This is a genomic window from Elioraea sp. (assembly GCF_051860475.1).
Taxonomy (GTDB): domain Bacteria; phylum Pseudomonadota; class Alphaproteobacteria; order Acetobacterales; family Acetobacteraceae; genus Elioraea.
The window spans coordinates 1-4292 of sequence record NZ_JBHYDW010000227.1; the positions used below are offsets into that span (position 1 = coordinate 1).

General features: G+C 71.0%; 3 protein-coding genes. All 3 read right to left on the bottom strand.

Annotated elements, in window-relative coordinates:
• A partial coding sequence (locus ACTIFU_RS22680) for an adenylyltransferase/cytidyltransferase family protein (RefSeq protein WP_439580597.1) occupies positions 1-97 on the bottom strand: 97 nt, incomplete at its 3' end.
• Positions 94-2814 carry a DNA gyrase subunit A gene (gene gyrA / locus ACTIFU_RS22685; RefSeq protein ID WP_439580595.1) on the bottom strand — a complete coding sequence of 907 codons (2721 nt, stop codon included), beginning with the start codon at positions 2812-2814 and terminating at the stop codon, positions 94-96. The genes gyrA and ACTIFU_RS22680, both read right to left, overlap by 4 nt.
• 91 nt (positions 2815-2905) lie before the next feature.
• A partial coding sequence (locus ACTIFU_RS22690; protein ID WP_439580596.1) for a hypothetical protein occupies positions 2906-4292 on the bottom strand: 1387 nt, incomplete at its 5' end.

A 4292-nucleotide genomic window follows, 5' to 3' on the forward strand; every position in this document is an offset into this window, starting at 1 on the left:
TGTCGAACAGCCGCGCTGCGCGGCCGATGATGTCGAGATGCCCGCGCGTCGCAGGGTCGAAGGTCCCGGGATACAGCCCGACGCGGCGCTCGCTCATGCCCCCTCGCCCTCGGCCTCGTCCTCGACCACCGGGAACACCGAGGTCACGTGCTCGTCGTCCTCGATGCGGAACAGTGTCACGCCCTGGCTCGCGCGACCGACGATCCGGATGTCATCCACCGGAATGCGGATGGTGCGGCCCGCGTCGGTCACCAGCATCAGCGCATCGCCGTCGCGCACCGGGAACGAGGCGACCGCCGCGCCGCCGTTCCTGCGCGTCAGCGCGACACCAGTGATGCCTTGCCCGCCGCGGGCGGTGACGCGGTACTCGTAGGCGGAGCTGCGCTTGCCGTAGCCGCCGGCGGTGACGGTGAGCACGAACTCCTCCGCCCCCTCGAGCTCGGCAAAGCGGTCGGGCGAGAGCGTGATCTCGGCCACCGTCTCGGCCTCCTCGATCGCCTCCTCGGGCTCGCCGGTGCGCCGCTTCGCCGCGGCGGCCTTCAGGTACGCGACCCGCTCCTCGGCCGTCGCCCCGACATGGCGCAACACCGAGAGGCTGATCACCTCGTCGCCTGCCGCAAGGCGGATCCCGCGCACGCCAGTGCTGGTACGGCCGGCGAAGACGCGGAGCTCGTCGGCGACCGCGAAGCGGATCGCGCGGCCCTTGCGCGTTGCCAGCAGCACGTCGTCGTCCTCGCGCACCGCCTGCACGCCGATCAGCCGCTCGCCGTTCTCGAGCTTCATCGCGATCAGGCCGTTCTGGCGCACGTTGCGGAAGTCCGACAGGCGGTTGCGGCGGACATTGCCCTTCGATGTGGCGAACACGGCGAACAGGCTGTCCCACAGCGCCTCGTCGGCCGGCAGGGGCAGCACGGCGCTGATCGATTCATCGGCCTCCAGCCCACCGAGCAGCTGGCGGATGTTGCGGCCCCTGCCCTGCGGCTGCGCCTCGGGCAGGCGCCACACCTTCAGTCGGTACGCCGTGCCGCGGCTGGTGAAGAACAACACCTCGTCGAGCGCGTTGGCGACGAAGATGCGCGTCACCGCATCCTCCTCGCGCGTCGCCATGCCGGAGCGACCGCGCCCGCCGCGCTTCTGCGCGCGGAAGGCCGAGAGCGGGACGCGCTTGATGAAGCCCTCGCGCGTCAGCGTCACCACCATCGGCGCGGGCTCGATCAGGCTCTCGTCATCGAGATCGCTCTCGGCGTCCTCGATCACGGTGCGCCGTTCGCTCGGGAACGCGGCCCTGATGGCCAGCAGCTCCTCGCGGATCGCGGCAAGCCGGCGTGGCTTGGCGGCGAGCAAGACCAGCAGCTCCTCGATCTGCGAGGCCAGACCGCGGAGCTCCTCGGCGATCTTCTCGCGCTCGAGCCCGGTGAGCCGTTGCAGACGGAGATCGAGGATCGCACGCGCCTGCGCCTCTGTGAGCCTGAGCGTGCCGGCTTCGGTGAGCGCGTTCGCCGGATCGTCCACCAGCGCCAGCAGCGGGGCGAGATCGGTGGCGGGCCAGCCGCGTGCCATCAGCGCCGCACGCGCCTCCGCCCCGTCGGCACTCGCGCGGATCAGCGCGATCACCGCGTCGATGTTCGCAACCGCGACCGCCAGCCCGATCAGCGCATGGGCCCGCTCGCGCGCCTTCGCCAAGCGGAAGCGACTGCGGCGCACCAGCACCTCGTCGCGGAAGGCGAGGAAGGCCTGAAGGATCGCCTTCAGCCCCATCTGCTCGGGCCGGCCGCCGTTCAGCGCCAGCATCTGCACTGGAAACGAGATCTGCAGTCGTGTGAAGCGGTAGAGCTGGTTCAGCACGATCTCGGCATTGGCGTCGCGCTTCACCTCGATCACCACGCGCACGCCGTCGCGGTCGGACTCGTCGCGGATGTCGGTGATGCCCTCGATCCGCTTCTCGCGGACCAGTCCGGCGATCTGCTCGAGCAGGTCGGACTTGTTCACCTGGTAGGGGATCTCGGTGACGACGATGGCCTCGCGATCCTTGCGGATCTCCTCGACGGCGGCGCGCGCCCGCACCGGCACCGAGCCGCGGCCCGTCTCGAACGCGGCACGGATCCCCGAGCGGCCGAGGATGCTGCCACCCGTCGGGAAGTCGGGCCCGGGCAGCTTCTCCATCAGCCGCGCAAGATCGGCATCCGGCTCGTCGATCAGCAGCACGGTGGCGTCGATCACTTCGGCGAGGTTGTGGGTCGGGATGTTGGTCGCCATGCCGACCGCGATGCCGCTCGCACCGTTCACCAGCAGGTTCGGAAAGGCCGCCGGCAGCACGCGCGGCTCCTCGGCGGTCTCGTCGTAGTTGGGCTGGAACTCGACCGTGTCCTCGTCGATCCCATCGAGCAACGACTGCGCTGAGCGCGCAAGCCGCACCTCGGTGTAGCGCATCGCCGCCGGCGGGTCGCCGTCCATCGAACCGAAATTGCCCTGCCCATCGACCAGCCTCAGGCGCATCGCGAAGGGCTGCGCCATGCGCACCATCGCGTCGTAGATCGCCGCGTCGCCGTGCGGGTGATACTTGCCCATCACGTCGCCGACCACGCGGGCGGACTTGCGGTGTGGCCGGTCAGGCGCGTACCCCGCCTCGTGCATCGCGAACAGGATCCGACGGTGCACCGGCTTCAGCCCGTCGCGCACATCGGGCAGCGCGCGCGACACGATCACGCTCATCGCGTAGTCGAGGTAGGAGCGCTTCATCTCCTCCTCGAGCAGCACAGGGGCGATCTCGTTCGGGCCCTGCGGGCCCGGCGGCTTGGGTATCTCGTCGGTCACGTGGCGTTTCCTGGGCAGCCTGAATCCGGCTGCATCGTCACCCTACCCCACGGCATGGTGCGCCGCAACAAACAGCCCGGAATGTCCGGTATCAGGCTTCCGGGACCCCGGCCGAGCGAAGGCCCGCGGCGTAGTGCTCCCGATCGAGGTCGCGGGCGAAGGGCGCGGTGGAGAGGAAGCGCCGAATCGTGAACCCCGGCTCGAGCGCCAGCAGCCGCTGCAGCGCCTCGGCCGCCTCCGCCTTGCGCCCGAGCTGGCCGAGGGCGGCAAGATAGGGCTTCCAAGCTGCGGAAAGCCCCGGGTTCATCTCGGTCACCTGCATCCCGAGCGCGACCACCTGCTCATGCTCGTGCAGCAGCAGGTGCGGGATCATCAGCGCCGTATCGAACAGGAAGGCATGCGGGTCCATCGGCGACAGCCGGCGGTAGCGGATGATCCGCTGCAACGCCTCCGCGTGGTCGCCGCGATAGGCGTGCGCGACGCCGGAGAACACCCAGGCCATCGGCAAGTTCGGGTTCAGCGACAGCGCGCGCTCGTGCAGCCGGATCGCCTCATCGAGCCGGTGGTGCAGGAAGCTCCGCACATGTCCGGCGATCGCAAAGGCGCGCGCATCGCCTGGGTCGAGCAGGATCGCCTTCTCGGCATGGGTGCCGGCCCGGTTCAGCGCCAGGTCCTGGTCCTCGGCCCAGCCCTGGCCGACCAGGAACACATGCCAGTAGGCGAACCAGGCATGGGCGGCGGCGTTGTCCGGCTCGCGCGCGATCGCCTGGGTGAGCAGCTGCCCGGCCTCCAGGAATGCGTCATGCTCCAGCCGGTAGATCGCCGGGATGGCGCGCAGCACGAGTTCGTAGGCGGAGGGATCGACCGGCGGGCGGGCGGCCGCGCGCTTGGCCTCGATGAGCAGGATCTCGGGGTCGATCTGCGCCACCACCGCGGCCGCGATCTCGTCCTGGAGCGCCAGCAGGTTGGCTGCCTCGCGGTCGAACCGCTGGGCCCAGACCACCTCGCCGGCGGCGTGCAGATCGAGCAGCCGCAGCGTCACGCGCACCCGCTCGCCGTCCGCCTGCACCGAGCCGCTGAGCAGGAAGTCGAGGTCGAGCGCGCTGCGGAGCGGCAGCGGGTCCGAGTTCGGGCCCATGAAGCGCGCCAGCGAGGCGGAGGACACCACCGCGATCCAGCGAAAGCGCGAGAGCGCGGTGGTGATCTCCTCGGCGAGCCCGAGCGAGAGGTGCTCCTCGGCCGCTGAGCCGAGCGTCTGCAACGGCGCGGTGCCCAGCCGCGCGCCGCGTGCCGCGGACCGGCGGAGCGGCGGGGCCGCCGGCAGGGGTGCCGCCCCATGCGCGCCGCGGTCCTCGGTGCCGCGGATGGTCTCGGCTAGCGCCACGGTCTCGGCCGAGGGCTGGGCGCGGAGCTGGCGGGCCAGCGCGGTGCGGCAGGTCTCGAACGCCTCCAGCGCCTGGCGCCGCTCGCCACGTGCG